Below are 25,812 nucleotides of genomic sequence, written 5' to 3'. Positions count from 1 at the left end.
ATCAGACCTTGCCGAGTAAACGGCGCAGATAGTAGCGAACCAGGGGCATCAGCCCGCCGTCGTTGGTGCCGAGGCGGACCTTGCGCAGCAGCATCCGCGGGCTGTCGTCGCCGTGGACATCGATGCGCCGCAGCCTCCAACGGTCCTCGCCGCGACGGTTGAAACCGCTGCGGGTGGAGAAGGCGAGACGATAGCCGGCGGCGCGCGCGGCCTCGGCCACCCGCTCGTCGACCGCGCCGAAGGGATAGGCGAGCGCCTCGACCGGCTCGTCGAGCAGGGCCTCGAGCCGCACGCGCGAACCCGCCAACTCATCGGCGAGCGCCGTCGCGTCGAGCGCGGTGAGCCGCGGATGGGTGCGCGAGTGCGACTGGAAGCTCACCCCGTGGGCACGCAGCGTGGCGATCATCGCGGCATCGAGCAGCGGATAGACCGGTCGCGCCTCATCATCCGTCGCCCAGCGGCTCTCGCCGCCGATCCGGTCGCTGACCAGGAACACCACGCCGGGCCAGTCGAGTTCGCGCAACACCGGCAGGACATGGTGATGGAGGTCGCGATAGCCGTCATCGAAAGTCAGCAGGAAGTCCCCCGGCTCGAGCCGCGTCTCACCCGCCAGCCAGGCGGTGAAGTGCTCCAGGGTGACGGCCCGGAAACCGGCGCGGGCCAGCGCGCGCAGCTGCGCGGCGAAACGCGCCGGGGGGACGCAGAATCGCGACCCGGGCAGATCGACCCGGTGATACATCAATACCGGACAACGCTCGGCCCCTGCGCTCACGACTCACCCCCGGGCGCCGGCTGCCCCCGGTCACGCGCCCCGATCAGGGCACGATAAAGCGAACCGGGCAGCAGCGCGCCGAGGGCATGGACAATATCGCCGCGCCCCAGCGCACCGACCCGCAAGGCATGGCGGAACAGCCGCTGCGCCGAGACCAGATCGCGCCGCCACAGTGCGCGATAGGCCTGGTCGCGCAACTGATCGTCGATCAGCGCACGCAACCGGCGCGCCGGGATCCAGTCGAGCAGCCCCGGGTGCTCGGCGACGAAGCGTCGCTGCACCTCCCAGGCATCGAGCACCTGACGCCACTTCACCGCGGAGATCTGGCCGCTGTCGTGCCAGCGATAGAAGGCGAGCACCTCGGGTACCCGCACCACCCGGTCGGTGAGCCCCAGCAGGCGCAGCCACAGATCGTAGTCCATCGCGGTACGACGACGCTCGGAGAAACCGCCGACTCCCTGCACCAGTGCGCTCCGCACCAGCACGCCATGGATCGGCCAGGGACAGCTGCGCACCGCGTGCTCGAGCAGCGCGCGGCGATCACGCTCGGGCGGCACGTGGGGCGCGGCGCGTATCCCCTCGCCGACGTTCTGCCAGCCGCAGTAGGCGATATCCGCCTCGGCCTCGCGCAGCGCGCGATGGAGACGCTCCAGGGTCTCCGGCAGCCACCAGTCATCGGCGTCGAGGAAGGCCAGATAACGCCCCTCGGCATGACGCAGGGCGAGGTTGCGCGCCACATAGGGGCCGCGATTGGGCTGGCGCAACAACCGGATGCGCGCCCCATAGCCCTCGAGGATGCGCAGCGAGTCATCGCTCGAGCCGTCGTCGACCACGATCAGCTCCACCGCCGGATGGGTCTGGGCGAGCACGCTGTCGACCGCCTCGGCGACGAAGCGCGCGCAGTTGTAGCAGGGCATGATGACGGAGATGCCGTCAGGCGCGTTCGGCTGCATCGTTCGGGGCTCCAGGGTCGGGGTTCAGGTCGCGGACGGCGCCGCGAGCTCCTCGCGGATCACCTCCAGCCAGCCGGTACCGAAGCGCTGGTCGGGTTCCACATGGTTGCCCTCGGCCCATTCGTTCCAGGCCTTGAGGAAGACGATGCGCTCCTCTGGCGGATGCTCGGCGACCCGCGCGATGGCCTCGCGCAGGTGCGGGCGGAAGCGCTCCGGGGTCGCCCCGTGGAGCACCAGACCGCGCATCCCGGAGCGCGGCGTGTTGTCCCAGTTGGGCAACACCAGCGGATAGTCGCGCCAGGGCGCGGGACGGCTGCGCAGCAGGCTCGGGCGCATCTCCTCGTAGTCCCAGATGGTCAGCTGGTGACGGTTGCCGCGCAGCGCCAGGCGCAGCTTGAGCCCGAGATAGCGCCGCGGGATGCGCCCGTCGCGCTGCGGCAGCACCTGCATGGTCGAGGCGTCGAGCCCGCGCTCGCGCGGGTCCCAGCGCTCGCTGCGGTGCGACACCCCGATCAGATGCAGCCCGGGCAGCCCGGCGCGCTCGGCGCGCTGGCGCCAGAAGGCGATCACCGCGGCGACGTCGGGGATCAGATCGGGCTTGTAGATGACGAAGATCGGCTTGCCGTCGACCTTGAGATAGCGCGGATCGGTGAAGGCGCGCAACAGCCAGTCGAAGTGCGCGCCATGGTCGTCCCAGCCGGGATAGACCTGCTCGATCAGGGTCGAGTCGGTGCCCTGCCAGGCGGTGTTCCAGCTGTGGTTCGCCCAGCACAGACAGAAGGGGAAGTCGGGCTCGCCGGAGGCAAGGATGGCCTCGACCGGGCGCTCGAGGATACGCCGTCCGCCGAACCAGTAGTGGTAGTAGCAAAAGCCCTCGATACCGTGGGCACGGGCGAGATCGGCCTGGGCCTGGCGCGCCTCGGGCAGGCGCAGGTCGTAGAAACCGAGGTCGGCGGGTACGTGCGGCTGGTAGTGGCCGGGGTAGAGCCGCGCGGCGCGGGCGACATTGGTCCACTCGGTGAACCCCTTGCCCCACCAGGCGTCGTTCTCCGGGGTCGGGTGGAACTGCGGCAGGTGGAAGGCGATCATCCGCGCCTTCATCGCGCCCGCCCCCGGCATCGCTCGGTGCTGCTTGCTGGCCTCATCGTCATCGACTCCTTGGCGCCCGTCACCACGGACGCGGATTGCGGGTCGCGCGGCGCACGCCGACGCGACGACTCATGCCCCGCCCACCTGTCCGGCGCGCTCGAGGATCGCGCGCCAGGCGCCGAGCACCTCGGCGCCCTCACGCTCCGGGGCATAGTGCGCATGGATGAACTCGGAGGCCGCGCGCCCCTTGGCGGCGAAGGTCTCGGGGTCGCGGTCGAGCCCCTCGATCACCCGCTCGACGGTGCGGGCTAAGCCGAGGACGTCGCCCTGCTCGATCGGATAGGAGAACTCGGGGCGGAAGAACTCGCGCCCGCCGCCGCCGTGGAACCCGACCACCACGCAGCCGCAGGCCATCGCCTCGGCCGCCGGCAGGCCAAAACCCTCGGGATAGCCGAAGCTCAGGAACAGCGCCGAGTCCTGGTAGATCCGCGCCACCTCGTGCTGTGGCCGGTTGATGAAGGGCACCACCTCGAAACCGCGCAGCGCGTCGCGAAACTTGAGGATGTTGATCACCTGCATCGCGTCGGCGCGGTTCTTGATGCAGGAGAAGCAGAGCTGGCGTCGCTTCTCGCCGCGATAGGCGAAGCGCTCGGGGTCGATCGAGAGGCGGAAGCGGTGCAGCGCGAGCGCGGGGAAGGCATGGCGGAGATAGTCCTCACCGTCCTCCGAGTTGACCAGGGTCGCCAGCACGTCGGGGTGCTGGTAGGGGGTGATGCGCCGCTCCGGATCGAGCGAATAACCGTTGAAGGTGAGATAGCAGTTCTGGTTGAGCACCACCTTGGGGATACCGCGCCCCTGGGCGGCGGCCAGGTCCGGGCCGTAGATCTCCGGCACCACCAGGATGTCCCCGGCGCCGATCCTCGCGGCGCGCCCGCCACGGATCGGCAGCTCGATCACCGCCTCCGGGAGCAACCGACGGCGCAGCCGCGCCAGCAGGCGCTCGACGCGGGTCTCGCGCCAGTAGACGATGGCGGTGTCGTTGTCGAACCAGTCGGTGCGGAAACCCGGGGTGCGATGCACCACGTAGGCCGGGATGCCGTGGGCGTTGAGGATGTCGACATGGCGATAGATCACCCGCACGCCACCGACCGGGTGGCGGTGCTCAGGACAGAGATAGTAGATGGCCATGTGGGTCCACGGGGTCGTCCGCGCCGCGGCCGTGCCGCGGCGCCTGGGTGGCAAGGGAGTGCCCCGCGCCGCGCCGCTCGGGGCGCGCGCGGGATGGGTGCCGGGTGATGACCTGAGGGGCCTGCATGGCTCAGATCACGTCGGCGAAACGCGACTCGGCGCGCTTGAACAGCCGGTAGGAGAGCGGCAGCAGCAGCGCCGTCAGCAGCATGCCCGGCCACAGGCTGGCGAGGTCGGGGGCCTGGCCGTGGAGCATGGTGCGCTGGAAGGCGTCGATGATCCCGGCCAGCGGATTGAGGGTGTAGATCAGGTAGAGCCAGTCCGACCAGGCGCCGGCGGCCTGGTCCTCGAGCAGACGCTGCTTGACCAGCGACAGCGGATAGATCACCGGCGAGAGATACATCGCGATCTGCAGCAACACCGGCAGCGCCACCCCGATGTCACGGTAGTAGACGTTGATCGCCGAGCCGACCAGGCTGATGATCAGTGCCGCGAGCAGGGTATAGGCGATGATCAGCGGCACCCACAGCACCTGCCAGGTCGGGGCCATCTGGTAGTAGGCCATCAGCGCGGCGAGGATGGCGAAGCTGATCAACAGCTCGATGAGCTTGGTCAGGGTCGCGGTGATCGGGAAGATCTCGCGCGGGAAGTAGATCTTGCGGATCAGCGCGGCGTTGCCGACAACGCTGTTGACCCCCTCGGAGGCCGACTCCTGGAACAGGATCCAGGGCATCAGTGCGGCGAAGGCGAGCACCGGATAGGGGATGCCGCCGGTCTCGATGCCGACAAACCCCTTGACCACGCTGAAGATCAGCATCAGCAGCAACGGCTTGAGCACCGCCCACACCAGACCGAGATAGGCCTGCTTGTAGCGCACGATGACGTTCTTCCAGGCGAGGGTCAGCATCAGCTCGCGATAGGCGTAGAGCTCGCGCCATACCGACACCCGTGCCTGCGCTCCAGGCTGCCCCGCCGTTTCGCTCATGGCTGCTCCAGCATCTGCGCCAGCGCCTTCTGCCCCTGGGCCTCGGCATAGAGCGTCGAGGTCGGCGGCCAGCGCTTGAGCACATAGTCGAACTCACTGATCGCCTGATTGAGCAGATAGCGTCGCTTGCGCTGCTCAAAGGTCTGGTTGGCGCGATTGACGTAGACCAAGCCGTAACAATAGTGGTGGATGTGCAGATGGACCTCCTTGCCGAGCGCCGCACTCCACTGCTCCATCGCCGCCCGATCACCGCTCAGTCGCGCCTGGCAATAGGGCGGCAACATCACGATCTCCAGCGCCGTCGGCTCGGCAGCGCGCACCGGGGACGGCGCCAGCAGCACGGCGCCGAGCAACAGCAGCCCCGCGCCGAGCAGCGCCGCGGCCCGATCCCGACTCGTCTCGCTCACCTGATCGATCCTCTTCATGACATCCTCATTGTTCACTGGGCGCGGCGGCCTCGAACCAGCGCACCCGCGCCGGCAACGCCGGCAGCGGCGCACGCGCCAGGCGGCGCGCCAGCGCGCGCTCGGCCCTCCAGCTGCGGTCGCGCACCTGATAGAGCCGCCCTCGCCCCGGCTGCACCGTCCCCGACAGGGTACCGGCGCGCCAGCGCGCGAGCGCCTCGCAATAGACCTCGGCGCTGTCGCGCACCCCGCGCCAGAACAGCGTCAGCTCGTCGTCGTCGGGACGGACCTCGGGGCTGACATGGGCGATCAGCCGTCCGGTGTCGATCCCCTGGTCGATGAAGTGCAGGGTGCAGCCGACCTGCTCGGGCTCGCCGTTGTGCAGCGCCCAGAAGGTACAGTCGGCGCCGCGATACTCGGGCGAGAGCCCGCCGTGCAGATTGATCAGCGGGTAGCGCTCGAGCAGCGGACCACGAATCAGGCTGGTGCCGAAGACACAGATCAGCTCGGGCGCCAGCCGCTCGGCGAGCGCGAGCAGCGCCGGGTCGCTGACGCTCGGCACCTCGTGCGCCAGCTCGGGCCGCGCGAGCGCCGGCGCGGCCTCGCCGAAGAAGAAGCGCGCCTCGGGGTTGCCGCTGTAACGACGACGATCGCGCAGCCAGCGCCACGCCTTGCGTCCGGCCACCGCCGGGCGCAGGTTGCGCAGCAGCTTCTCGCGCGTCCACTGGGTCGGCGCCTCGTGGACCACGGCGCAGACCTCGGCGCAGGCGCACAGCCGGTTGGCCAGGTGGAGGTGGCGCGGCGAGCGCCCGCAGAGCACCATGACGCGCGGCCCGCTCATGCCCCGGCCTCCACCGACGCGCGCTCGGGCAGCGGCGGCACGACCTCGTCGGAGCAGGCCATGATCAGCGCATCGGCGAGGAACTTGGTCGCCCAGTTGGGGTACTCGAAGCGCGAATAGCGACCCCAGATCGGCAGCGAGCCTGCCAGCGCGCCGTCGTCCGGTGCGCCGTCGCCGCGCAGACGCTGGTTGCGCGCGAGGAACCCCAGCGAGCGCTCGATCGGTTCGCGCCACGCGCCGACGACCCCGAGCTGCTCGAGCCGCTGCCAGTTGAGCACGATCTGCGCGACCCCGGTCAGACAGCTGTAGCGCGCCGCCGGTCGCCAGTCCTCGGCGAAGGCGCCGGCGATCCAGCCGTCGGCGCGCTGCGCGCGCACCAGCGCCCGTGCCGCGCAGGCCGCCGACTCGACCAGTTCGGGGTCGCCCGCGAGTACCCCGCCCTCGAGCAGGCCGCGCATGGCATAGGCGATGTTGTGGGTGAAGGGCGCCTCGCCGCGACGGAAGGCGTTCTCGCGCCACCAGCCGCTGGGGCTCGCCTGCGAGCGCGCCCAGCGCAGGTTGGCCAGCGCCGCCTCGACCAGCCCCGGCTCGCCGCTGGCCAGCCCGGTGCGCAGCAACGCCCAGGCGGCGCGGGTGTTGTAGACGTGGGGGATGGCGTTGTGCACGCTGCGCCGCCAGCAGCCATCGGGGTCCTGACGCTCGACCATCCAGTGCGCCGCGCGCACCGCCGCGGCGAGACAGTCGTCGCGACCGAGCTGCTGATGACCGGCGAGCAGGCCGTGCATGATCTGGCCGGTGTTGAAGATCACCGGGGTGCTGCCGGGCTCGCCGAAGTGTCCGGGGAAGGCGCCGTCGGGCAACTGCAGCCCCAGCTCCCAGTCGAGGATGCGCCCGGCGCGCGCGGTCAGCTCGGGGCGATCGAGCACCCGCGCGGCGGCGAGCAGGGTCTCGACGATATAGCCGCTGGTCTCGGGATAGCTCGGCAGCCAGCCGTCCTCGAAGCTCCACCCGGCCGAGACCCCGCCGGCGTCGGCGCACCCGTCGCGTCGGTCCTGGGCGCGGCACAGCCAGTCGATCGCCGCGCTCAGGTGCGCGCGCCGGTCGCGCGGGGACTGGGCGGCGGGGCGCAGCAGATCGGCGGCGATCAGGCGCAGATGGGTCGGACGCCACAACCGGTAACGCCTGGGCAGCCCCAGCAGGGTGAGCGGGGATGTCATCGACTGGACTCCTCATTCTCCACGGCCCCACCGAACGGCGGCGAGACCCGACTGACGACATAGCGATGCTTGCCCGAGGCCTCCGGGGCGATCGCTGCGATCTGCTCGATATCGACCCGCACCGTCGCGCCGAGCCGCTCGGCGAAGGCGGCGAGGATGGTCTGGCGCGAGGCCTCGCGCCAGCGCGCGTTGGTCACCAGCTGGACCTCGATGACATCGAGCGCGTGCTGGATGACCTTGAACTCGGCCACCCCCTCGACCGCGCGCAGGATGTAGATCACCGCCAGGGCGTGCATCACCGTGCCGTCGGGCTTGACCACGAAGTCGGTCGAGCGCCCCAGCACCGCGTCGATCACGTGCAGCCCGCGCCCGGCGCGGCAGGGTTCGGCGCTCAACCGCACCCGATCGCCGGTGCGGTAGCGGATGAAGGGCTGGGCCTCGGAGCAGAGCCCGGTGATCACCGCCTCGCCCGCCTCACCCGGGGCCACCGCGCGCCCGGCATCGTCGAGCACCTCGAGGATCAGCCCCTCGCTCAGCAGCAACAGCTGACCGGCGGGCGTCTGGTGCGCGGTGAAGCCGATATCGCGACTGCCGAACTCGTTGGCCACGGGCACGCCGAACACGTCGCGTATGATATCACGCTGATGCGGATAGAGCGGCTCACCGGTGGCGCAGACCACCCGCAGGGCGCGCAACCGGGGGATGCGACGCCGCGCCCGGGCATGCTCGGCGAGCAGCGCCAGGCTGCTGGCATAGCCGTAGATACAGGCCGGGTCGAAACGCTCGAGCGCGACGAGATAACGGTCCATGTTGGCCGTCGACATGGCGAAGGCGTCGAGCACCAGCTGGTTGAGCAGACGATCGCGCAGCTGCTTGACGTGATCGGTCCGCGAGAGTTCGACCGGCGCGCCCCAGAGATAGACCTCGGGGTCGCCGACCTCCACCCCCCACCAGCGTCGCGCCCGCATCCGCCCCGCCGCGTCGGCGGCCTGACGCGCGCGACCGAACACGAAACGCAGCGGCGTACCGCTCGACCCGCCGGTGTTGTAGGGCTGCGCCCCGCCCGGCACCCCGCTCCAGCGCATCCGCTCGCCGGCGAGCTGGGCATCGCGCCTGTCCATCGTCGGGATGCGCGCGAGGTCCTCGGGGGTGAGCTCGGTGGCGGCATCGACCGCGCCGAGACCGACCGCCGCCAGCCGCTCGGCATGCCAGGGACAGTGGCCATTGGCGATGCCGAGCAGCCGCGCGAGCCGGCGCCGCTGCAAGGTCTCGATGGCCTCGCGCGACAACCACTGGCTCTGCTCCAGCTCGTCGAGCATGGCGAAGGTCGGGCGTCCCAGCAGCCGTTCCTGGAGCGGATAGACCAGTCGGCGCGAGAGTGCTGCGGGTGTCTTGATCATCACAGTGTCCGGGTCAGCTCGGCGACCCGCTCCCAGGAGAACGCGGCATGGGCGCGGGCGGCGGCCGCCTCGCCCATGCGCGCGAGCAACAGCGGATCGCCGAGCAACCGCGCCAACGCGGCGCTCACCGCCTCGGCGTCGGCGCCCTCGACCCTGAGGCCGGTCTCGCCGTCGAGCACCGCCGCACCGGTGCCACCGGCGCGCCCGGCGAGTGAAGGCGTGCCGCAGGCGGCGGCCTCGAGAAAGACCATGCCGAAGCCCTCGGTGTCGCCGTCGATCTCGCGGTTGGGCATGGCGAACAGATCGGCCGCGGCGTACCAGCACGGCAGCGCCTCGGGGGCGACGTGACCGAGCAGATGGACGCGCTCGGCGCAGCCGTGACGCGCGGCGAGCGTCTCCAGATAGTGCTGGTCCTCGCCGATGCCGATCACCGCGTAATGGACGTCGAGCCCCTGCGCGCGCAGCGCGGGCAGTGCCTCGATCACCCGATCGAAGCCCTTGCGCCGACTCAGCCGCCCGACCGAGAGGATCAGCCGCGCGCCCTCGCCGAGCCCCAGCTCGGCGCGCTCCGGGCTGGCGTCGATCGCGGTGTGGAAGCGCGCCAGGTCGACCCCGGGATGGATCAGCCGGATGCGCGCCGGGCGCACCCCCAGCTCGAGCAGGCGCTCGCGGGTGAAGTCGCTGTTGGCCACCACCCGCTCGGCGCGACGATAGACCCAGCGCATCGCCCACAGCCGACGCGGATAGCGCGACCAGGTGGTGATCTCCTCGCCGTGGGCGTAGACCACCAGCGGGCGGCGGATCAGTCGCGCCAGCAGCCAGGCGACCAGCCCCTCGGGCAGCACCCGACCGGCGTGCACGGCGCTGAAACGCGCGCGCGCGATCGCCGCCAGACCGCCGCGCAACAGCCCCAGATAGCGCGGCAGCGAGGCCGGGCGCAGCCAGCGCGACTCGCGCATCGTCACCCGATGGACGCTGTTGGGCTGGGTGCGGTCGTAGTCCGCGTCGCCCGGCACCCGCGCGGTGACGATATGGGTCCCGGCGCCACCGAGTCGGCGATAGACCTCGGCGAACCACACCGCTGTGCCCCCCTTGGTGGGCATGAACAGCTCGCTCAGTACCAGATAGCGTGCATCCGTCATCCGTGTTCCTCTCCTCGGCGCCACGCGCCCAAGACCGCCAGTAGCGCCCAGGCCGGCAGCGCCAGCCCGCTCGACCAGGCGAGCTTGCGCAGCCGGTCGACGCGCGCGGCGCGACGCAGCCAGACCTCGAGCCGGCGCGCGCGATCGCGCACCAGCCACTCTGCGCCCCTCACCTGGCCCGCGGCGAGCGCCTCGGCGGACATGAAGCGCAGTCCCGGCCAGCGCGCGCGCGCCTGTTCGAGCAGCGTCTCGAGCGCGGCATAGGCGGTCTCGGCCTGTTCGCCGGTGAAGTTGAACCTGTGGGTCTCGATCAGCGCCGGGCGCCCCAGCGCGAAGTGGCGCGCGAGTTCGTCGCACAGCCGCTCGGGGCGGTGACCGAGAGCGGGCTCGAAATAGAGATCGCGCACCAGATAGCGCACCCCGCCGGCGCCGCGCTCACCATTGAGGATGTCGCGATCGCAGCCGCCCGGACGCCCGGCGTGGTCGCGCCCGGTGAGACGCCGCCCCGGGGTGATGATCACCCGCACCCCGGCCTCGGCCCAGGCGCGCTCGACCTGCTCGGTCCAGACGAAGGTCGGCGGCACCGCGACCAACGGACGCGCGCCGAAGCTGGTCTCGAAACAGGCGACCTCCTCGGCCACCGCCGCGCGGATCTCGGACTCGGGCAGCGGGCGTGAGGGCAGCGTGGTGACATCCGTCCAGCGACTCTGCAGCGCCGAGGGCAGACGCTCGGTATCGCTGCCGGCGGCAGTCTCCAGCCAGTCGCGGACCTCGGCATCGCGGCGCGCGACCGTCAGCAGGCTCGGCGGCCAGTAGTGCTCCATGCCATGGAGCTGGAGCGCGAGCACCCCGCGCGCGCGCCCGGCGAGCAGCGCTTCGCGCATCGCCGCGCCGTCGCTGTCGCACAGCCGCTGACGTCGGTAGCAGCTGATCTCGCCGGCGCGGATCGCGGCGGTGTCGGCGATCGCGAGCACTGCACCGATGGTCATCACCGCCGCCTGCCCGCTGGCGTCGCGATGACGCGCGAGCAGCGCGATCAGGCGCTCGAGCGCGGCGACATGGGACGCCGGCCCCGGCCCCCAGTCGTCGCTCTCGATGATCAGCACCGGGGCGGCGAGCACCGGCTCGCGCCACAGCCGCAGCAGACGCCGACGATAGACGAGGAGGATGGCGCACCAGGCGCAGAGCAGCAGCACGACCAGCGTCGACACCAGGCTCATCGGTCCAGCCCCCGTGCCGGTGCCGGCGCGCGCCGGACGTGCGGTGGCGCACGCGCCGGCCCATCGGGCTCGAGCGCGCGGCGCACCAGGATCTTGGTCATCACCACGATCACCACCAGGTGGTAGTACATGTCGAAGTACTGCAGCCCGAGGAAGGCGCCGGCGACCATGTAGCCGACCAGGCTGACCTGGATCATCGCCGCGAGATCACGCGCCCACCGGAGTTCGGGCTGGCGCTTGGCGTTGCGGATGATCCAGCTCGCCGAGCGCCAGGTGAGCAACAGCAGCAGCAGGAACAGCCCGAGCCCCACCCAGCCGTGCTCGCCGAGCATGCCGAAATAGATGCTGTGCGAGTCGCGCCCGCCCCAGACCACCAGCGCGCGCATGCCGCCACCGATGAAGCGGTGCTGGGCGAGATCGATGGCGTTGTGCCAGGCGCGCACCCGCTCCGAGGCCGACTCGTCCTCCTCCCAGTGCTCGATGGTCTCCATGCGCTGGAACCACTCCTCGGGCATCACGTAGAGCAGCACCAGCGCCAGCGGGATCATCGCCAGGATGGCGGCGAACTTCTGTCGCGACTTGAGCAGGAAGAACAGCATCATCGCCGCCAACCCGAGCAGCGCGCCGCGCGAATGGGTGCCGACGATGGCGATCAGGGTGAGCACGATACCGACCAGCAGCCCGATCCGCGCCCACACATGCGTCATCTGCGCACGCATGTAATAGAGCAGCGGCACCGTCATGATCATCGCCAGACCGAGCGAGTTGCGATCCTCGATGAAGCTGCCCTGGGGACCGAGCACCGAGTTGGCGCTACCGCCGGTGAGCACGAAGACCCCGCCCTTGAAGCCGTAGAAACCGATCGAGAGTGCGATCACGTAGATCAGCAACCGCACCCGCTGCGGATCGTTGATCAACATCAGGGTGACATAGGTCATCAGCATGATCCGCCAGACCTTGTCCCACTGCGGCCAGGCCAGCCAGGGATAGAGCGAGAGCGCCGTGGTCATGAACATCCACAGCACCAGGATCAGCAGCACCACGGTCTCGCGCGACCAGGGCAGCGGGTGGCGCTCCTTGGAGGCGATCATCGCGGCGAAGGTCGCCAGCGCCACCATCATCGCGAAGGGCATGGTGGTCGAGAACCCCCAGGCGAGCCGGTGCGGGTTCATGTAGCCGAGCCAGGACCACACCAGGATGCCGACATAGGGGCGCGAGAGGATCACCGGCAACAGGCCGAAGATGATCAGGGTGATGGCGATGTCTCTCACCCGCCGCCCCCCTCCCCGCCGACGATCCGCCGATAGAGCGCGAGCCACAGCGGTCGCACCGCCGGCCAGGAGAAGCGCTCGGCCGCGCGCCGCCCGGCGGCGACCAGCGCGGCGCGGCGCGGCGGATCGTCGAGCAGGGCGCAGGCCGCCTCGGCCAGCGCCTCGGGATCACCCGGGGCGACCAGCACGGCATCGACCCCGTCCTCGACCAGATAGGGCAGCCCGCCGACGCGGGTGCTGACCACCGCCACCCCGCTCGCCCAGGCCTCGAGTACCGAGTTGGGGGTGTTGTCGACCCGGCTGGGGTTGAGCATCAGGTCGGCCTCGGCATAGAGCGCGGCCATCGCCGCGCGCTCGAGCCGACCGCTGAAGGTCACCGACTCGGCGATCCCCAGCGCGCGCGCCTCGGCGGCCAGCGCCGCGGCCTCGGGCCCGGTCCCGGCGATGGTCAGACGTGCCGCCGGCCAGCGCGCGCGGATGCGCGCGAAGGCGCGCAGCGCGGTGGTGTTGTCGTAGATCGCCTCGAGGTTGCGGGTGACAACCAGGTGTGGGGCCTCGGGGTGGCGCGCGGCGGCGGCGCGCGCGGCGAAGCGTTCGAGATCGACGATGTTGGGCACCACCTCGGCCTCCAGGCCGTAGGGCGCGAACACCGCGCGCAGATAGCCCGAGGGCACGGCGATGGCCGCGGCGCGACGCATCAGCGGCACCACCCAGCGCGCCTGGGCGCGCAGGAAGGTCTGTGCCTCGCCGCCGCGATAGTTGATCACCGCCGGTAGCCCGCGGACACGGGCGATCAGCAGCGCCGGGGCGGCGAAGAGGTGCCAGGACCAGCCGGAGTTGGCCATCAGGTGCACCACCCCGCCACCGCCCATGGCGCGCCACAGTCGCCACAGATAGGGCAACAGGCGGAACAGTGCGCGCACCACCGGCAGCCGTCCGGCCCAGGCCGGGCGGTAGGGGGCGTTGACCTGCACCAGCTCGACCGCCAGCCCCTCGGCGCGCAGCAGCTCGGCGAGCTGGCGGGTCTGGTTGGCCATGCCGCCGGCCGGCGGCGGCAGCGGCCCGATCAGGACGATGCGCGCGGGACAGTCGGCCCCGGACGGCTCAGTCATGGAGCCGCACGACCCGGTCGGGCTGGGCATCGAGCCACTCCTCGAGCGTCACCAGCACCCACAGCATCTTGCCGAAATAGGTCGCGTGCTCGGCCTCGTGAGCGCGGCGCAGCCGCTCGACATAGCCCGGCTGCAGCCAGCCGCGACGCTGGCTGTCGGCGAGACGATCGGAGACGCGCTCGCGCAGCGGTCCGTGCTCGCGCACCCAGACCCCGAACGGCAGGCCGAAGCCGTGCTTGCTCTTGTCGATGATGGCATCGGGCAGATAGCCCTTGAGCGCGCGCTTGAAGAACCAGCGCAGATAACCCCGGCGCACCTTCCAGTCCGGCGGCACCTCGCCGGAGAACTCGACCATGGCGTCGTCGATCAGCGGATAGCGCACCTCGACCCCGGCGGCGGAGGCCATCGCCGAGACCTTGCGCAGATCGTTGTCGGCGAGGGTGAACTTGAGGTCGAGATGGAGCATGCGATTGATGTAGCTGTCACTGGCCGCGCGATTGTAGGGATCGCGCAGCAGCGCAGCCGGCGCCTCGGGGTCGATCGCGGCGAGGAAATCGGCGGTGAACATCTCGGCGAGCGGCTGGCGGTGGACGAAGTTGTAGGACTCCATGCGCTCGGGCAGCGGGATGCGCGCCTGGCGCACATAGCTCTGCAGCTTGCGCCCGCCCCACCAGGCTCCCATCCCCGGCAGCGCGGCGAGCGGGTCGATCAGCCCGCGACGCAGCGGCGCCGGCAGCGCGGCGTAGAGCTCGAAGACGCCCTGCTTGGCGTAGCGCTCGTTGCCGCCGAAGATCTCGTCGCCGCCATCGCCGCCGAGCATCACCCGGTAGCCGTCCGCCGCGGCCAGACGCGCGCAGTGATAGGCCGAGACCGCCGATTCGTTGGCAAAAGGCTCGTCGTAGGTGGTGGCGATCAGCGGGATGGTGGCGAGGACGTCGTCGGGGGTCAGGTAGTACTCGCGCGCGTCGAGCCCGAAGTGGCGGGCGGCGAGCCGCGCGTACTCCATCTCGTCGAAACCCTCGGCGGAGAAACCGATCGAATAGGTGCGCGCCGGCGTGCCCTGCAGCTCGGTGAGCACCCCGGCGACGGTGGAGCTGTCGGTGCCGCCGGAGAGGAAGGCGGCGACCGCCTCCTCGCCCCGGGCGCGCGTCATCGACTCGCGCAGCAGCCCGTGGAAACGCGCGCGCTGCGCGGCGAAGTCGTGGCGGGGCGCGTCGCGATAGGCCAGACGCCAGTAGAAACCGCGCGCCACCCCGCCGCAGGCGTCGATCTCGACCCACTCGGCCGGCAGCAGCTTCTCGACGCCGTGGAACACCGTCCCCGGCGCCGGCACCTGGTAGAAGTAGAGATAGTGAAACAGCCCCTGGGGCGAGAGCGCGGCGGCCACCTCGGGGTGGGCGGCGACCCGGTCGGCGCGGGTGGCGAAGACGGCGCCCTGAGGCCCGACGGCGAAGGCCAGGGAATGGATACCGAGCCGATCGATCGCCAGGGTCAGGGTGCGGCGGCGGCGATCGAGCACGGCCAGCGCGAAGGGTCCGTGCAGCTCACCGAGCAGCGCCCTGCCCCGCTCCTGCCAGCGCGCGAGCAGCGCGCGCGCGGTGACCGGAGCGGAATCATGCGCACTGCGTGGACGACCGACGATCAGCACAAGCAGGCCGTCCGACTCGGCCAGATCGGCCCCGGCCCGACCCGCAAACCCACCCTCGGCAACACAGCGCTGCGCCACCTCGGCGGCACTGCCCTCGAGCATGGTCGCAAGACTTCCCTGAATCTCCGCCACCGGCCGTTGCTCGGCCGGCATCCAACCGCAACACTGCTGCATGGTTCGATCCCTTCGCATCACCAGACCGCTTCACCCCGAATCCCCAGTCACGCCGCAACCGGCGTCACGGGGATGATGGCCGAAGCCTACTGCCCTGGCCTCGTCCTTGGCAAACGCAGCGTGCTCAGGCGGGCCGCACGCGCAGCGCCTGCAACCGGGCATGGATGCTCTCGTGCACCGACAGCAGCGCCGGGATCACCAGCAACACCAACAGGGTCGCGAAGGCCAGACCGAAGGCGATCGAGGTCGCCATCGGGATCAGGAACTGGGCCTGAACCGAGGTCTCGAAGAGCAGTGGCATCAGCCCGGCGACCGTGGTCAGACTGGTCAGCAACACCGCGCGCAGACGCTGACAGGCAGCCTCGACCAGGGCGTCCTGGCGCCCCAGCCCCTGGTCGATCAACTGCTGATAGAACTTCACCAGGATGATCGAATCGTTGATCACGATCCCGGAGAGGCCGAACATGCCGAACAGCGACAGGATGGTGACGTCGATGTCGATCAACCAGTGCCCGAACAGCGCCCCGGTCAGACCGAAGGGGATGGCGGCCATCACCACCAGCGGCCAGCCGTAGGAGGCGAACACCCAGGCGAGGATGATATAGATCAGGATCAGCCCGAGCAGCAGGCCCTTGCGCATGTCCCCCAGGGTCTCGCGCTGATCGGCCGAGCGTCCCTCGAACGAGTAGCTGATACCGTGGAGACGCTGCAGCTCGGGCAAGGGCCCGGCAGCGAGCGACTCGAGCACCGCGCCGACCTCGCTGACCTCGGAGTCGACATCGGCCGAGACCTCGACGGCGAGCTTGCCGCCGGCATGACGCAGGATCTCGAAGCCACGGCGCGAATCCCACTCGGCCACCGCGCTCAGCGGCACCGCCGAACCGTCGGGCAGACGCACGTTGAAGCGATAGAGCGCGCCGAGCTGGTCGCGCTCGGCGCGCGGCAACCGCACCCGCACCTCGACCTCGTCGGCGCCGTCCTGGAAGATCTGTACCAGCTGGCCGTCGAAGGCGTTGCGCAGCTGGCGCCCCAGGTCCTCGACGGTCAGCCCCAGCGCCTCGCCCGCCGGCGAGAGCCGATAGATGATCTGCTCGCGCCCATAGGCCATGTCGTCCTCCACCTCACCGACCCCGGGCATGCCCTTGAGCGCCTCGGAGAGCGCCAGCGCGGCCTCCTTGAGGGTCTCGGCCTCGGCACCGTTGAGACGCACCGTGAGATCACGCCCCGGCGGTCCGGCCCGGCGCGAGGTGATGGTGAAGGACTCCAGCCCCGGCGGCTGCTCGATGCGCGCGCGCCAGGCGCGGATGAACTCGGCGTTGCGCACCGTGCGCGCATCGGTCGGGGTGAGCTCGACGCGCAGCCCGCCGAGCTGATCGGCGGTCGAGCCGGCGCTCTCGGGCTTGCTGCCGTGCAGCGCGATGGCCAGGTTGACCAGCCGCCCCTGATCGAAGCTCGCCTCGGTCTCGCGCAGGGTGTGGTCGAGATGTTCGAGGAAGTCATCGACGCGCGCGCGCGGCGTGCCGGCGACGAAGGTCACATTGGCATTGATGATCTGACTCTCGGGCGTGGGGAAGAAGACGAAGGTCATGCGCCCCCCGGCGAGCAGGCCGACGGCGATCATCAACAGCGCCACCGCCGCGCTGATGGTGGCGAAGCGGTGCTCCACGGCGTGCGTCACCAGCGGGCGGAAGAACTCGTCGCGCAGCCGCTCGAAGCCGCGGTCGAGACGCGCGCGCAACGACCCCGGCTGGGTGCGATGGGCGTGGACGAAGGCCCCGCGCAGGTGCCCGGGCAGCACCAGCATGCTCTCGAGCAGCGAGGAGAGGATCACCGCCACCACCACCAGCGGGATGGCGCCGAGGATGTTGCCGATGATCCCGCCAACGAGCATCAGCGGCAGGAAGGCGGCGATGGTGGTCAACGACGAGGCGAGCACCGGGGCGAGCATCCGCCGCACCCCGCCCTCGGCGGCGAGCAGCGGATCCTCGCCCATCTGGTGATGGGCCTGGGCGTCCTCGCCGACGACGATGGCATCGTCGACGATGATGCCGAGCGCCATGATCAGCGCGAACAGGCTCATCATGTTGATGCTGCCGCCGGCGAGATAGAGGATGAACAGGGTCGCCATGAAGGAGACCGGGATGCCCCAGGCGACCCAGAAGGCCACCCGTCCGCTGAGAAACAGGAAGAGGATGGCCACCACCAGGATCAAGCCCCCGGCGCCGTTGCTCACCAACAGCATGATGCGGTCGCGGATCAACTGCCAGGCGGCGTCGTAGACCACCAGCTCGACCCCGGGCGAGAGCGTCGGGCGGGTGTCGGCGAGCCACTGGTCGAGCACCCGCGCCGCCTCCAGCGAATTGCCGAGCTCGGCGCGCTGCAGCACCATCTCCACCGCCGGACGGCCATCGACGGTGAGCAGCAGCTGACCGTCGCGCGGCACCCGCTCGATCTCGGAGACATCGCCGAGATCGATCTGCAGCACCTCCTCGGTCACCACCGGCAGGTCGGCGAACTCCAGCGGATCGCGCCGCTTGTCGAGGCTGCGCAGCTCGCGCGCGGCCTCGGCGCGACCGACCTGACCGGCCGGCAGATCGCGGCTGAAGGCGGCCACCCGATCGCCGATCTGCCCCAGGCTCAGGCCGAGCTGCTCGAGACGCTGGTGGTCGACCGCGATGCTGATCTCCTCCTCCGGCAACCCGCGGATGTCGACCTTGTCGATCCCGCGATCGAGCAGCTCGGACTCGAAGCGGCGCACCAGATGACGCAGCTCCTCGGGGCGATCCGGGCCACTCACCAGCAGCCGCGCCACGGTCTCGTAGCGGGTGGCGAGCGCCACCTCGGGCTTCTCGGCGTCCTGCGGCAGGTTGCGGAAGTTGTCGACCAGCCGCCTGACCTGATCGAGCGCGAGCAGCGGGTCGGTGTCCTCGTCGAACTCCAGGGTGATCGCCGAGATCCCCTGCGAGGAGGTCGAGGTCAGGTCACTGAGTCCGTCGACGCTACGCAGACGCTGCTCGAGCGGGTTGGTGATGCCATCCTCGACGTCCTCGGCACTGGCCCCGGTCCACACCACCCGGACGCTGACGATGTCGAGATCGAAGTTGGGGAAGAACTGGATGTTGAGCCGATCGAGGGCGAAGATGCCGCTGAGGATCATCATCACCATCAGCAGGTTGGCCGCGACCTTGTGGTGTGCAAACAGCCCGATCAGGTCGCTGCGATGTCCCGTTGCCCGACGCGCCCGGCTCACTGATGCGCCTCCACCCGCAGCCCGTCGACGGCGTTGGGCATGTGGGTGACCACCAGCTGGTCACCGGAGACGAGTTCGGGCGCCGCGACCAGCAGCCGTTCCTCGCCATCGGGCGCGAACCAGCTCCCCAGGGTGCGCACCGCGACCGCGCGCATCCGCCCGTCGACGAAGGTATAGACCCGGTTGCCGCCGTAGACCGCGGCGAAGGGCACCGCCACCACCGACTCGCGCAACGGACGCTCCAGGCGCAGCGTGAGCATCTGACCAATACGTAACCACTCGGCCCCTTCGGTGAGGGTGAAGAGCCCGTCGATGCCGCTCGGATCGGCCTCGCCGGCGAGCCGTTCGAGCACCAGCCCGACACGACCGCCATCGACCAGCGCCGAGGCCGGCAAGGAGCCGGCGTTGCGCAGCGCGGCGGCAAGCTCGGCCTGATAGGGCGCAGGGATGCGGGCGCGCACCTCGAGCCCGGCGAGCGGATAGAGCGAGAGCAGCACCTCGTCGGTCTTGACCTGATCGCCCACAGCGACCTCCACCGCGCTGACCACCCCGGCGTAAGGCGCGACCACGCGCGAGCGGGCGAACGCCAGTCGCGCCTCCTCGTACTCGGCACGGGCCTGTTGCAACCGCGCCTCGAGGGCGCGCCGGCGCGCCGGGTAGTCGGCGATGCGCATGCTGCGTTCGCTCACCGCCAGACGCTGACGGGCCAGGTCCTGTTCGGCGATGTCGAGGTCGTTCTGCGAGCCGACCTGACGGCGGGTGAGGCTCTTGGCGCGTGCCACCGCGTCCTCGGAGAGTTCGAGCAGGCGGCGCTCCTGTTCGAGCGCCGCCTGATCGCTCTCCTGACCGTTGCGCTCGCTCTCGAGCTGGGCCTCGAGCTCGGCGACCTGGGCGCCGGTGCGGGCGAGCGCCGGCACCAGATCGCGCGGATCGAGTTCGAGCAGCAGCTGGCCGGGCACCACCCGCTCACCCTCGCGCACCAGCACCCGCGCCACCCGCGCCGAGGCCGAGGCCGCCGCGCGCAGCAGGTCGGGGTTCTCGACCTGGCCGTAGAGTTCGAGCATCGGCGCCAGCGCACGCGGTTCGAGCGGCTCCAGCGCCACCCGCCAGACCCGCTCGCGGGTCTCGGTGACCGGGCGATCGGGGCGGGTTTGCTTGAGATACTGGAAGACACCGAAACCGACGGCGAGGATCAGGACGGGCAGCAACAACTTGAGCAGACGATTCACGGTGTCCCTTGGTCGATTGAGCTGGGGTTGGATGCGCCGTCATCGGCGCCCGGGGCGACGATGACCAGGCCGGCGGGCGGTCTCACCCCCGGGAGGGGCATTGTGCCGAGGCGCAGGCCACCCTGCTACGGCAAATGTGGTGGATGCCATTTGTTTCCACGATTACCGCCACCGCCACCAGATCAGGGCAGCGGTGGGCGGAAACAACGCCAGGACGGCAGCGAGATCAGTCCGCGGCCGAGTCGGCGACCACGGCAACCACCGCGGCGCAAAGCGCCTCGAGCTCCTCGGGCGTGATCACGAAGGGGGGCATCAGATAGATCAGCCGACCGAACGGACGGACCCAGACGCCACGCTCGACGAAGCGACGCTGGATCTCGCGCATCGCCACCGGCTCGGTCATCTCGACCACACCGATCGCGCCCAGCACCCGCACCTCGGCCACCCCGGGCAGCGCGCGCGCCGGCGCCAGACCACGCTCGAGCCCGGCGGCGATGGCCGCCACCCGGCCCTGCCAGTCGTCCTCGAGCAGCAGCCCGAGGCTGGCGTTGGCCACCGCGCAGGCAAGCGGATTGCCCATGAAGGTCGGTCCGTGCATGAAGGCGCCGGGCGCGGCCCCGGAGATGGTATCGGCCACGCGCGTGCTGGCGAGGGTGGCGGCGAGCGTCATGTAGCCGCCGGTCAGTGCCTTGCCGACGGTCATGATGTCCGGGGCGATGCCGGCGTGCTCGCAGGCGAACAGCCGCCCGGTGCGCCCGAAGCCGGTGGCAATCTCGTCGGCGATCAGCAGCACCTCGAAGCGATCGCACAGCGCTCGCACCTGCGCCAGGTAGTCGGCGCTGTAGAAGCGCATGCCGCCGGCGCCCTGGACGATGGGTTCGAGGATCACCGCGGCCAGCTCGTGCTGGTGGCGCTCGATCAGCGTGGCGAACTCGGCGATCGCCGCCGGCGTGCAGGGCTCGCCGTAGCGACACTCGGGCGCCGGGGCGAAGACCTGCTGCGGCAGGGTGGCGCTGAACAGGTGGTGCATCCCGGTGACCGGATCGCACACCGACATGGCGTTGAAGGTATCGCCGTGATAACCGCGACGGATGGTCATCAGGCGATGGCGCTCGGGGCGACCGGCGGCCTGCCAGAACTGCAGCGCCATCTTGATCGCCACCTCCACCGAGACCGAGCCCGAATCGCAGAGGAAGACGTGTTGCAGCGGCTCCGGGGTGATCGCCACCAGCCGCTCGACGAGCTGCGCCGCCGGCTCGTGGGTGAGTCCGCCGAACATCACGTGCGCCATGCGCTCGAGCTGATCGCGCGCGGCTTGGTTGAGCACCGGGTGGTTGTAGCCGTGGATCGCGCACCACCAGGAGGACATGCCGTCGATCAGCTCGCGCCCGTCGCTCAGCTCGATGCGGCAGCCGCGCGCGGCGCGCACCGGATAGACCGGGTCGCGATCGCGGGTGGAGGTATAGGGGTGCCAGGCATGGGCCTGATCGATGGCGAGGATGTCGTTGGCTTGCATGGTTGGTCGATCGCACGGGCCGCCTTGGATGGGATGAAGGACACACCGCCCGCGCGCGGCCCTGCTCGCGGACGGGATGAAGCCATGACATGTCGGCTACATGTCGGCGCGGCTGTCGATCCGACTGGTGGCGACGCCGGAGAGGATCTCCTTGATGATCTCGCGACAGGCCGCCTCACGGTCGCAGTCGCGACCGCGGCGCGCGGCCTGGAAGAAGCGCGCGAGCTCACGCTGCTGCGACTGGGTGAGCTCCTCGGAGAAGCCACGGCGCACCGCGACGCGCTCGGGGACCTTGTTCGCCGCCTCCTCGTCGGCGGCCTGACGACCATGCGCCCAGTTCATCGCCCGCGCGCTGTAGAGCACGATGCGATCGAGCAGCACGAAGGGGAAGCGCGGGTCGGAGACCGGCCCCATGGTGAAGCGCTGGGTGCCGGGGGCGCGCTCGATATCGAGCTTGGCCAGCGCCTTGCCGCCGACCAGTCCGAGCACGCCGCCGGTGAAGGCGCCGATCAGCGCCCCGGCGCCGAGCGAGTGACCGGCGGCGGCGAGATCGACGGTGGCCCCGGAGGCGGCACCGGCGGCGACCCCGACCATCGCCAGCTGACGCCGCGACAGCCCCAGTGCCTGACCGACCTCGTCGGAGAACAGATCCTGGTTGAGGATGGAGTCCGGCGGCAGGTTCCAGACATGATGGCGGAAGTTGGCGCGGACATGCTCCTGGGCGTCGAGTTCGAGCTGGCGCAGCCCCTGCTCGAACTCGGCGGCGACCTCGTCGCGGATACGCTCGCGCCCGGTCTTGAACACCAGCTTGCCGTTCTTCACGGTACGGGTCACGCGATAGGAGAGCGCATCCTTGAGCAACTGCAGGATGGTGTTGACCGCCTGGTCGGTACGCCGCTCCCAGTCGCAGGCGAAGGCGTCGATCGCCTCCTCGACGCGTTCCTCCCAGCGCTGATCGATGCTCTTGAGCGCCTCGAGCAGCTTGATGCGCTCGCTGTAGGTGGCGCGGTGGGCATTGAACTCGCGCACCGAGTTGAACGCCTTGCTCAGCGCGTCCTGCCACTGCGCCATGTGGCGATCCTGGTTGGTGAGGTTGTTGAGGATCGCCATGCGCGGACGGCCGGTGAGACGCAGCAGCTCGATCTCGACCCGGTCCTTCTCCTTGATGCGCTTGGAGCCGTCGACCACCAGGATGATGCCCGCGCCCTCGGCCACCGGCTGCAGCAGGGCGCAGTCGTGGGCGAACAGCGGGTCGCGCTGATGGGTGTCGACGAAGGCGCGCGCCAGATCGCCCACCGACTCGTTGGCCTGGAACCACTCGAGGATGGCGTTGGGGTTCTGGAAGCCCGGGGTGTCGATGAACTCGACCACCGTACGGCCATCGATGATCACCGGGTAGCTGGTCGACTCGGTGGTGGTGCCGGCGCGCTTGTCGATCGCGATCCGGTCGTTCTCGGTGAGGGTGGCGACCACCGAGGACTTGCCCGCGTTGGGGTGTCCCATGATCGCCAGGCGTGGGATCTTCACCGCCATCAATCTTCTCCATCCTGCGGCTGCGGCGCCAGCATCTCGAGACGCAGATAGGGGTCGGCCATCTGCTCGATCTTGCGCTGCCAGTCGGTGTAATCGAAGGTGCTGAGCGGCGGCAGGCGGTCCTCGTCCTCGGGGTCGCCGACCAGCGCGAGCAGCATCTGTGCCTGGGTGCCGGCGGCGGCACGCAGCTCGCGCAGGAACACCAGGTTCTCGGTGATCGGCGGCTGCGAGCCGTCCTGGATGATGGCGATGCGCGCCGGCGGCGCCTCCCAGGCCCCGTCGGTCACCAGGGCGAGCGCCTCCTCGGTCATCTGGCTGCCGGCGCCGAAGGGCGCCCGGGCGCCGATCCGCCACCCGGTGTGCTGCGCGAGCAGCGCGGCCAGTCGCGGCTGATCCTCGGGCTCGAGCACGTCGTCGATGTCGACATGGATCAGCAGCAGACAGCCGTCGGGGGCGAAACGCGGCCCAGCGCCTGAGGCCACCGGCACCACAGGTTCGGGTTCGGGCTCAGGCTCGGGCTCGGGCTCGGGCTCAGGCTCAGGCTCAGGCTCAGGCTCAGGCTCAGGCTCAGGCTCAGGCTCAGGCTCAGGCTCAGGCTCAGGCTCAGGCTCAGGCTCAGGCTCAGGCTCAGGCTCAGGCTCAGGCTCAGGCTCAGGTTGGGGTGTCGACTCGGGCTCGGGTTCCGGCACGCGTTCCGCTTCTGACGTGGGCTCTGCGGCCGACTCGACGAGCGTCGTGGCCTGCGTCTGCGGGGGCTCGGGCGCTCCTTCGGGCTCGGCGGTCGTCTTCTCCGCCTCCGGCTCGGTCTCGCCCTCGGTCACCTCGACCCCTTGCTCGGATTCCGGCTCGGCGACGGACTCGGGCGCCGCGGTCGAGCGCGCCTGATCCACCGACGAGACGGCGTCGGACACGATCGACGATTGCGACGCCGCCGCGACCGACGGCGCGGCGGGCTCGGTCCTCGACGCGGCCTCCGGATCGGGCTCGATGAGACGCTCGGCCCCGGTATCGCCAACCCTCTCCTGCCCCTCTCCCGACTCAGATGCCGCGTGCGGCTCTGGCTCTGGCTCTGGCTCTGGCTCTGGCTCGGGCTCGGGCTCGGGCTCGGGCTCGGGTCGGGGTGTCGGCTCGGGCTCGGGTTCCGGTTCTGACGCAGGCTCCACGACCGGCTCGACCGCCGGCCGCGGGGGCTCGGTCACTCCCTCGGGTTCGGCGGCCGCCGGCGCCGCCTTCGGCTCGGCCTCGGGCTCGGTGACGGGCTCGGACGCCGAGGTCCGGTCCTCGACCGGGGGCTCGGCGACCTGCTCGGACACCGGCGGGGTCGCTCGGGGCCCAGGCGTCCCCGCCGCAGTCTCGGCGGTCGAATCCGCCGCCGCGACCTCGCCCACGGACGGTGCCGCGCTCGGGACGGGCGGCGTCACCGGCATGGTCGGGACCGCAGGGACCGCCGGTCGAGCGGCGGTCTCTGGCGCCGACCGAATGGCGGCTGGCGGGGTCGAGGTCTCGTCCACCGGGGTCGATTGCGGCGGCACCGGAGCGCGCCGCTGCACCTGATCGCGCCAGGGCCGGGCGACGTGCAGCGGCACCTTGGCGCGCGGCTCACCCGCCTCCTTGGGCTTGCGCTCGCCGGGGGCAACCGGCGCCGGGATGTGCATCTCGGCTCCGCCCTCGCCGCCGACCCCGGTGAAGTCGAGCCGGGGGTTGAGCATCCGCGCATAGAGCGCCTGGGTACGTCCATGGGTGAAGGGCAGCCGCTCCAGCGACAGCCGCAGGACCAGGCGCGAGGCCCAGTAGAGCAGCAGCCGCGGCAGCAGCCCGTAGGAGATTACCGCCAGCACCAGGAACCAGCGCCAGGAGCGCAGGTGCTCGGGGTCGGGCCGGGCCACCGAGGACATCGCCCATTGTTCGAGATAGATCCGCGAGCCCTCGATCTGCTCCAGGGTCGGATAGCCGACGCCCTCGCCGAACAGCCAGCCCCAGGGGGTGGCGATCAGCCGTGCGAGGTCGTGGATGGTCTGCGGGTGTACGGCGAGCGCCGAGCCCCAGCCGAAGGCGATGTCGGTGAACCACTCGAGCATCACCGTGGTGAGGATCACCCCGAGGTTGAAGGCCACCCCGAAGAGCTGGGCCGGGATCAGCAGCGGCAGATAGGCGATCGGACCGTAGAGCGCATACTGCGCGCGCAGCAGCCCCTGGGTGGACTGGGCGCGCTCGCGCACCTCCTCGGTGCTGTGCGCCAGGCGCTGGTGCTGCAACCAGCCCGCGCCCTTGCTGAGCAGGGGCTGGATGAGACGGGTCAGCAGCGAGAGGTCCTGGCCGATCGCCGCGCCGGTGCGCACCCGGCGCGTCACCCAGGTCGAGACCAGGGCGACGACCAGGGCGAACTGTACGAACACCAGCAGGAACAGGTACCAGGTGACGCTGACCGGCTGCAGCCCGTCGTAGTTGAGCAGCGCCGAGGCCACCGCCACGCCGAGCAGGAAGCCGGCGCCGCCGAGCAACAGGTTGCCCAGTCGCTGCGCCGAAGCAAAGGCCGCGCCGGGCAGCAGCGCGCCCATGCCGGCGGGCTCGCGCGCGCGACGCTCGGCGAGCCAGCGACGCAGGCTGGCGCGACGGTGTTCCTGGGTGTGGGGCGCGGCGCCGTCGAGAGGCGCCTGGATGTGTTCGAGATAGAGCGCGCGATCGCGCTCGGTGAGACGCTGACGGGCGGCGGGCTCGTCGCGCAGCGCGCGCTCGTCGGCGTCGAGATAGTATTCGAGGTCGATCAGGTCCGGGACGTCCCAGCGCGCAGCGGCGTCCGGGGTGTGATCGGCCGGGGATTCGCTTGGGTGATGTCGGAGATCCATGGGCTCAGACTGCCGCTCCGTA

Annotated in this window: 19 protein-coding genes; all 19 read right to left on the bottom strand. The window is 70.6% G+C overall.

Annotated elements, in window-relative coordinates; translation table 11 throughout:
- Position 1: 1 nt before the first annotated feature.
- Positions 2-772, bottom strand: coding sequence for a polysaccharide deacetylase family protein (locus ACAM26_RS08955; RefSeq protein WP_369613464.1), 771 nt, complete (start codon positions 770-772; stop codon positions 2-4).
- Positions 769-1,725 (bottom strand): glycosyltransferase, encoded by a 957-nt coding sequence (locus ACAM26_RS08950; RefSeq protein WP_123142563.1) that lies wholly within the window; start codon positions 1,723-1,725, stop codon positions 769-771. The genes ACAM26_RS08955 and ACAM26_RS08950 overlap by 4 nt, the downstream gene beginning before the upstream one ends.
- Positions 1,726-1,749: 24 nt before the next feature.
- The gene (locus ACAM26_RS08945) at positions 1,750-2,844 is read right to left on the bottom strand and encodes a glycoside hydrolase family 99-like domain-containing protein (RefSeq protein WP_223806090.1); all 1,095 of its coding nucleotides are present in this window, start codon (positions 2,842-2,844) and stop codon (positions 1,750-1,752) included.
- Positions 2,845-2,943: 99 nt separating this feature from the next.
- Positions 2,944-4,002 (bottom strand): glycosyltransferase, encoded by a 1,059-nt coding sequence (locus ACAM26_RS08940; RefSeq protein WP_369613463.1) that lies wholly within the window; start codon positions 4,000-4,002, stop codon positions 2,944-2,946.
- 130 nt (positions 4,003-4,132) lie between these two features.
- Positions 4,133-4,987 carry an ABC transporter permease gene (locus ACAM26_RS08935; RefSeq protein WP_062277898.1) on the bottom strand — a complete coding sequence of 285 codons (855 nt, stop codon included), beginning with the start codon at positions 4,985-4,987 and terminating at the stop codon, positions 4,133-4,135.
- Positions 4,984-5,412, bottom strand: coding sequence for a hypothetical protein (locus ACAM26_RS08930; RefSeq protein ID WP_123140351.1), 429 nt, complete (start codon positions 5,410-5,412; stop codon positions 4,984-4,986). The genes ACAM26_RS08935 and ACAM26_RS08930 overlap by 4 nt, the downstream gene beginning before the upstream one ends.
- 7 nt (positions 5,413-5,419) lie before the next feature.
- On the bottom strand, positions 5,420-6,232 hold the full coding sequence (locus ACAM26_RS08925; RefSeq protein ID WP_369613462.1) for a formyl transferase: 813 nt from the start codon (positions 6,230-6,232) through the stop codon (positions 5,420-5,422).
- The gene (locus ACAM26_RS08920; protein WP_369613461.1) at positions 6,229-7,449 is read right to left on the bottom strand and encodes a prenyltransferase/squalene oxidase repeat-containing protein; all 1,221 of its coding nucleotides are present in this window, start codon (positions 7,447-7,449) and stop codon (positions 6,229-6,231) included. Before ACAM26_RS08920 ends, ACAM26_RS08925 begins: the two co-directional genes overlap by 4 nt.
- A complete protein-coding gene (locus ACAM26_RS08915; protein WP_369613460.1) occupies positions 7,446-8,849 on the bottom strand; it encodes a phenylacetate--CoA ligase family protein in 1,404 nt (467 codons plus the stop codon). Before ACAM26_RS08915 ends, ACAM26_RS08920 begins: the two co-directional genes overlap by 4 nt.
- Positions 8,849-9,991, bottom strand: coding sequence for a glycosyltransferase family 4 protein (locus ACAM26_RS08910; RefSeq protein WP_132229847.1), 1,143 nt, complete (start codon positions 9,989-9,991; stop codon positions 8,849-8,851). Before ACAM26_RS08910 ends, ACAM26_RS08915 begins: the two co-directional genes overlap by 1 nt.
- Positions 9,988-11,211: a glycosyl hydrolase gene (locus ACAM26_RS08905; protein ID WP_369613459.1), complete on the bottom strand. Its 1,224-nt coding sequence runs from the start codon at positions 11,209-11,211 to the stop codon at positions 9,988-9,990. Before ACAM26_RS08905 ends, ACAM26_RS08910 begins: the two co-directional genes overlap by 4 nt.
- Positions 11,208-12,482, bottom strand: a complete 1,275-nt coding sequence (locus ACAM26_RS08900; protein WP_123140357.1) for a putative O-glycosylation ligase, exosortase A system-associated — start codon at positions 12,480-12,482, stop codon at positions 11,208-11,210. The genes ACAM26_RS08905 and ACAM26_RS08900 overlap by 4 nt, the downstream gene beginning before the upstream one ends.
- Positions 12,479-13,594, bottom strand: coding sequence for a glycosyltransferase family 4 protein (locus ACAM26_RS08895; RefSeq protein WP_223806091.1), 1,116 nt, complete (start codon positions 13,592-13,594; stop codon positions 12,479-12,481). Before ACAM26_RS08895 ends, ACAM26_RS08900 begins: the two co-directional genes overlap by 4 nt.
- Complete coding sequence (locus ACAM26_RS08890) at positions 13,587-15,344, bottom strand: asparagine synthetase B (protein WP_369613458.1); 1,758 nt, start codon at positions 15,342-15,344, stop codon at positions 13,587-13,589. The genes ACAM26_RS08895 and ACAM26_RS08890 overlap by 8 nt, the downstream gene beginning before the upstream one ends.
- A gap of 196 nt (positions 15,345-15,540) precedes the next feature.
- Positions 15,541-18,666: an efflux RND transporter permease subunit gene (locus tag ACAM26_RS08885; RefSeq protein ID WP_123140360.1), complete on the bottom strand. Its 3,126-nt coding sequence runs from the start codon at positions 18,664-18,666 to the stop codon at positions 15,541-15,543.
- On the bottom strand, positions 18,663-19,895 hold the full coding sequence (locus ACAM26_RS08880) for an HlyD family secretion protein (RefSeq protein WP_123140361.1): 1,233 nt from the start codon (positions 19,893-19,895) through the stop codon (positions 18,663-18,665). Before ACAM26_RS08880 ends, ACAM26_RS08885 begins: the two co-directional genes overlap by 4 nt.
- 226 nt (positions 19,896-20,121) lie before the next feature.
- A complete protein-coding gene (gene bioA / locus ACAM26_RS08875; protein WP_369613457.1) occupies positions 20,122-21,411 on the bottom strand; it encodes an adenosylmethionine--8-amino-7-oxononanoate transaminase in 1,290 nt (429 codons plus the stop codon).
- A gap of 96 nt (positions 21,412-21,507) precedes the next feature.
- Complete coding sequence (locus ACAM26_RS08870) at positions 21,508-22,944, bottom strand: GTPase/DUF3482 domain-containing protein (protein ID WP_123142573.1); 1,437 nt, start codon at positions 22,942-22,944, stop codon at positions 21,508-21,510.
- Positions 22,944-25,790 carry a DUF2868 domain-containing protein gene (locus tag ACAM26_RS08865; protein ID WP_369613456.1) on the bottom strand — a complete coding sequence of 949 codons (2,847 nt, stop codon included), beginning with the start codon at positions 25,788-25,790 and terminating at the stop codon, positions 22,944-22,946. The genes ACAM26_RS08870 and ACAM26_RS08865 overlap by 1 nt, the downstream gene beginning before the upstream one ends.
- Positions 25,791-25,812 lie beyond the last annotated feature (22 nt).

Source organism: Marichromatium sp. PS1 (genome assembly GCF_041155115.1).
GTDB classification, from domain to species: Bacteria; Pseudomonadota; Gammaproteobacteria; order Chromatiales; family Chromatiaceae; genus Marichromatium; species Marichromatium gracile.
The sequence above is the reverse complement of the archived record's forward strand: the minus strand, read 5'-3'. Positions and strand labels throughout refer to the sequence as shown.

What these genes read in the sequence shown, in the direction of transcription:
- ACAM26_RS08915 (WP_369613460.1), bottom strand. Translation starts at nt 8,849, where the DNA reads ATGATCAAGACACCCGCAGCACTCTCGCGCCGACTGGTCTATCCGCTC.
- ACAM26_RS08950 (WP_123142563.1), bottom strand. Translation starts at nt 1,725, where the DNA reads ATGCAGCCGAACGCGCCTGACGGCATCTCCGTCATCATGCCCTGCTAC.
- ACAM26_RS08870 (WP_123142573.1), bottom strand. Translation starts at nt 22,944, where the DNA reads ATGGCGGTGAAGATCCCACGCCTGGCGATCATGGGACACCCCAACGCG.
- ACAM26_RS08945 (WP_223806090.1), bottom strand. Translation starts at nt 2,844, where the DNA reads ATGCCGGGGGCGGGCGCGATGAAGGCGCGGATGATCGCCTTCCACCTG.
- ACAM26_RS08930 (WP_123140351.1), bottom strand. Translation starts at nt 5,412, where the DNA reads ATGAAGAGGATCGATCAGGTGAGCGAGACGAGTCGGGATCGGGCCGCG.
- ACAM26_RS08925 (WP_369613462.1), bottom strand. Translation starts at nt 6,232, where the DNA reads ATGAGCGGGCCGCGCGTCATGGTGCTCTGCGGGCGCTCGCCGCGCCAC.
- ACAM26_RS08910 (WP_132229847.1), bottom strand. Translation starts at nt 9,991, where the DNA reads ATGACGGATGCACGCTATCTGGTACTGAGCGAGCTGTTCATGCCCACC.
- ACAM26_RS08890 (WP_369613458.1), bottom strand. Translation starts at nt 15,344, where the DNA reads ATGCTCGAGGGCAGTGCCGCCGAGGTGGCGCAGCGCTGTGTTGCCGAG.
- ACAM26_RS08920 (WP_369613461.1), bottom strand. Translation starts at nt 7,449, where the DNA reads ATGACATCCCCGCTCACCCTGCTGGGGCTGCCCAGGCGTTACCGGTTG.
- ACAM26_RS08940 (WP_369613463.1), bottom strand. Translation starts at nt 4,002, where the DNA reads ATGGCCATCTACTATCTCTGTCCTGAGCACCGCCACCCGGTCGGTGGC.
- bioA (WP_369613457.1), bottom strand. Translation starts at nt 21,411, where the DNA reads ATGCAAGCCAACGACATCCTCGCCATCGATCAGGCCCATGCCTGGCAC.
- ACAM26_RS08865 (WP_369613456.1), bottom strand. Translation starts at nt 25,790, where the DNA reads ATGGATCTCCGACATCACCCAAGCGAATCCCCGGCCGATCACACCCCG.
- ACAM26_RS08935 (WP_062277898.1), bottom strand. Translation starts at nt 4,987, where the DNA reads ATGAGCGAAACGGCGGGGCAGCCTGGAGCGCAGGCACGGGTGTCGGTA.
- ACAM26_RS08895 (WP_223806091.1), bottom strand. Translation starts at nt 13,594, where the DNA reads ATGACTGAGCCGTCCGGGGCCGACTGTCCCGCGCGCATCGTCCTGATC.
- ACAM26_RS08905 (WP_369613459.1), bottom strand. Translation starts at nt 11,211, where the DNA reads ATGAGCCTGGTGTCGACGCTGGTCGTGCTGCTGCTCTGCGCCTGGTGC.